Source organism: Mesorhizobium sp. M7A.F.Ca.CA.003.01.2.1 (assembly GCF_003998945.1).
Lineage (GTDB): Bacteria > Pseudomonadota > Alphaproteobacteria > Rhizobiales > Rhizobiaceae > Mesorhizobium > Mesorhizobium ciceri.
This window is the reverse complement of record NZ_RZRA01000670.1, coordinates 1-3,254: the sequence shown is the minus strand read 5'-3', so window position 1 is coordinate 3,254 and position 3,254 is coordinate 1. Positions and strand designations below refer to the sequence as shown.

The 3,254-nt window shown below is 64.7% G+C and carries 2 protein-coding genes; both read left to right on the top strand.

Translation table 11 applies throughout. The annotated features are described in order from the left end of the window. Nucleotides 1–67 precede the first annotated feature (67 nt). Complete coding sequence (locus EN969_RS23395; protein WP_063169709.1) at nucleotides 68–1,150, top strand: ABC transporter ATP-binding protein; 1,083 nt, start codon at nucleotides 68–70, stop codon at nucleotides 1,148–1,150. Nucleotides 1,151–1,545: 395 nt separating this feature from the next. Further along, nucleotides 1,546–3,132 carry a gamma-glutamyltransferase gene (gene ggt, locus EN969_RS23390; RefSeq protein WP_063170422.1) on the top strand — a complete coding sequence of 529 codons (1,587 nt, stop codon included), beginning with the start codon at nucleotides 1,546–1,548 and terminating at the stop codon, nucleotides 3,130–3,132. Nucleotides 3,133–3,254 lie beyond the last annotated feature (122 nt).

Below are 3,254 nucleotides of genomic sequence, written 5' to 3'. Positions count from 1 at the left end.
TTACGGCGGGCAGCGTAACCAGCCACTGCCTCGCCACCTGTTCTCTGCGGCTAAGGAGCGAAAAATCTTGTCCATTGCGCCATCCGCGTTGCCCATCGGCATGCGCGGGATCGAGAAACGATTTGGCAGCGTCCCGGTGCTGCGCGACCTTAACCTCGATGTCGAGGCCGGCGAATTCCTGACGCTGCTCGGCCCTTCCGGTTCCGGCAAGACGACGCTGCTGATGATCCTGGCCGGTTTCGTGCGGGCCAATGCCGGCTCGATCAAGGTCGGCGGCGACGAGATCATCACCACGCCGCCGCACAAGCGCAACATCGGCATGGTGTTCCAGAACTACGCGCTGTTTCCGCACATGAACGTCTTCCACAACATCGCCTTTCCGCTGAAGCAGCGCGGCGTCGCCGCCGCCGAGACGGCCGAACGTGTCGAGAAGGCGCTCGATCTGGTGAAATTGCAGGGCCTGGGCGAACGCCGGGTCGACCAGCTTTCCGGCGGCCAGCGACAGCGTGTGGCGCTGGCACGCGCCATCGTCTTCGAGCCGCGCATCGTGCTGATGGACGAACCCTTGTCGGCGCTCGACAAGGGCCTGCGCGAGCACATGCAGATCGAGCTGCGCGCCCTGCATCGCCGGCTCGGCATGACCACCGTCTATGTCACGCACGACCAGCGCGAAGCCATCACCATGTCCGACCGCATCGCGGTCATGAACGCCGGGCGCATCGAACAGCTCGACAAGCCTGAAACCCTCTACGCCAGGCCGCAAACGCGATTTGTAGCCGGCTTCATCGGCGAATCGAATTTCATTCCGGTCGAGTGCCGCAACGGCTCCGTCTGGTACGAGGACCGGAGAATCCATACCGCGGCACCAGTGCCGGCAGCTGGCCAGCACCTGATGGTGGTGCGGCCGGAAAAGCTGCGGCTCCTGGCAGACGCCGAACCGACAAGCGGCGTCAACGTGCTCGAGGCGAAAGTCAGCGACATCATCTATCAGGGCGACAGCTTCGTCTGCTACGCGGCGTTGCGCGACGGCCGCCAGCTGACTTTGCGCGACTATTGCCGCAGCGATGTGCTGGCCAAAATGCCGGCGCCCGGCCAGCCAGTCTCATTCGGTCTCGATGCGCAGGACACGATCCTGGTGGCGGCAGACTGATGAGCGCGCAGCCCGCCCTCATGGAAGAGATCGGCAGCGCCGCAGGCCGGGAGCTCAACACGCAGGGACTTCACGCCGACGCCCGGCGTGAATCACTACGGCTGCTGGCGCTGTTGTCGCCAAGCCTGCTTCTGGTCTTCGCCATCATCATCGTGCCGATCGGCTGGCTGTTCTGGCTGTCGCTGTTCGACGAAGCGGGCGGCTTCAGCGCCGCCAATTATGCGCGATTCTTCGAGCAGGCCTCCTACATCAAGACCTTCATCACCACCTTCAAGGTCGCCTTCATCGTCACCGGCGCCTGCGTGCTGCTCGGCTCGGCCGGCGGCATTGATTTCACCAGATCAATTCGCAGAAGCGACCAATTTGCAGAAGTGACTAGGGGATATTCAGACAGAATGCGTGATTTCCAGTTTCCCGGCCGCTCGCCGGTTCGTGCCACCGAGGCGGTTGCCGCGACCTCGCATCCGCTTGCAACGCTTGCGGCCATCGACATGCTGCGCTCCGGCGGCAATGCCATGGACGCCGCGGTCTGCGCCGCCGCCGTGCAGGGTGTGGTCGAGCCGCAATCGACGGGCATCGGTGGCGACTGCTTCGTGCTTTATTCTCCCGGAGGACAAGGCAATGTGCTGGCCTTCAACGGCTCGGGGCGAGCGCCGGCCAGGGCGACGGTCGGCTGGTATCTCGAAAAAGGCTTCGACCGCATCCCGCTGCAGGGTCCGCATGCGGTCACCGTACCCGGCGCCGTCGACGCCTGGAGCCGCCTGCTCGAAGACCATGGCCGCAAGGGCCTTGCCGAGGCGCTGACGCCGGCCATTCACTATGCCGAGAACGGCTATGTCGTGCACGACCGCGTCGCCTTCGACTGGGCCGAGCCGGAGACCGACCTGTCGGCCGACGAGCATGCCGCGCGCATCTTCCTGCCCGGCGGCAGGGCGCCGAAGGCGGGTGACGTCCATCGGCAGCCGGAACTGGCGGCGACCTTGCGCATCATCGCCAAACACGGCCGGTCCGGTTTCTACGAAGGCGCGGTCGCCGACGATATGGTGAGCCGGCTCAACGAATTGGGCGGACTTCATACGGCCGAGGATTTTGCCGCGACCAGAGGCGACTATGTGGCGCCGGTCAGCACCTCCTATGGCGGCCATGAGATCCACCAGATGCCGCCGAACAATCAGGGGCTGACGGCGCTTTTGATGCTCAATTTGCTGTCGGGCTTCGAGCTTGGCGGGCTCGACCCCAATGGCGCCGAACGCCTGCATCTGGAGATCGAGGCCGGACGCCTGGCTTACCGCGACCGCGACCGCTATGTCGGCGACCAGGACCATGTCCCGGTGCCCCTGAAGCAGCTCCTGTCCGGCGCCTATGCCGACCGGCTACGCGCCGAGATCGACCGCGACCGCGCCATCACGCATCTGCCGCGCGTCGAGCTGCCCGGCAGCGACACGGTCTATATCTCCATCGTCGACCGCGACCGCAACGCGGTCTCCTTCATCAACTCGACCTATTATTCGTTCGGCAGTGGCGTCGTCGGCCCGAAGACCGGTATCGTGCTGCAGAACCGTGGTTCGAGCTTCCGCCTCGACCCGGCGCATCCGAACGCGATCGCGCCGGGCAAGCGGCCGATGCACACGATCATGCCGGGCATGGCGACGAAGAACGGCCGCGTGGTGATGCCGTTCGGCGTCATGGGCGGCGGTTACCAGCCGTTTGGCCATGTCCACCTGCTCACCAACATGATCGATTTCGGCATGGACCCGCAGCAGGCACTGGATGCGCCGAGGGTGTTTTACAACGATGACACAGTGGAAGCCGAGCGTGGCGTTCCCACTGATGCAACCGAGGGCCTGCGCCGGCGCGGCCACCGCATCGCCGAACCGCATCATCCGCTTGGCGGGGGGCAGGTGGTGCTGATCGACTGGGAGAAGGGGACGCTGACCGGCGCTTCCGATCCGCGCAAGGATGGTTTGGCGCTTGGCTATTGAGGTGATCCGTTGTCCAATGGCGCCCATATCGAGGCAAGCCCGTCAGAAGGGCTCTCGCCAGTAATCGTTCGAAATCCAGCCGGTGATCATGACCCAAACTGAAACCCACGCAGATCTCTCCC

Excerpts from the sequence above, each read along its gene's own strand:
- ggt (WP_063170422.1), top strand. The coding sequence starts at position 1,546 with ATGCGTGATTTCCAGTTTCCCGGCCGCTCGCCGGTTCGTGCCACCGAG.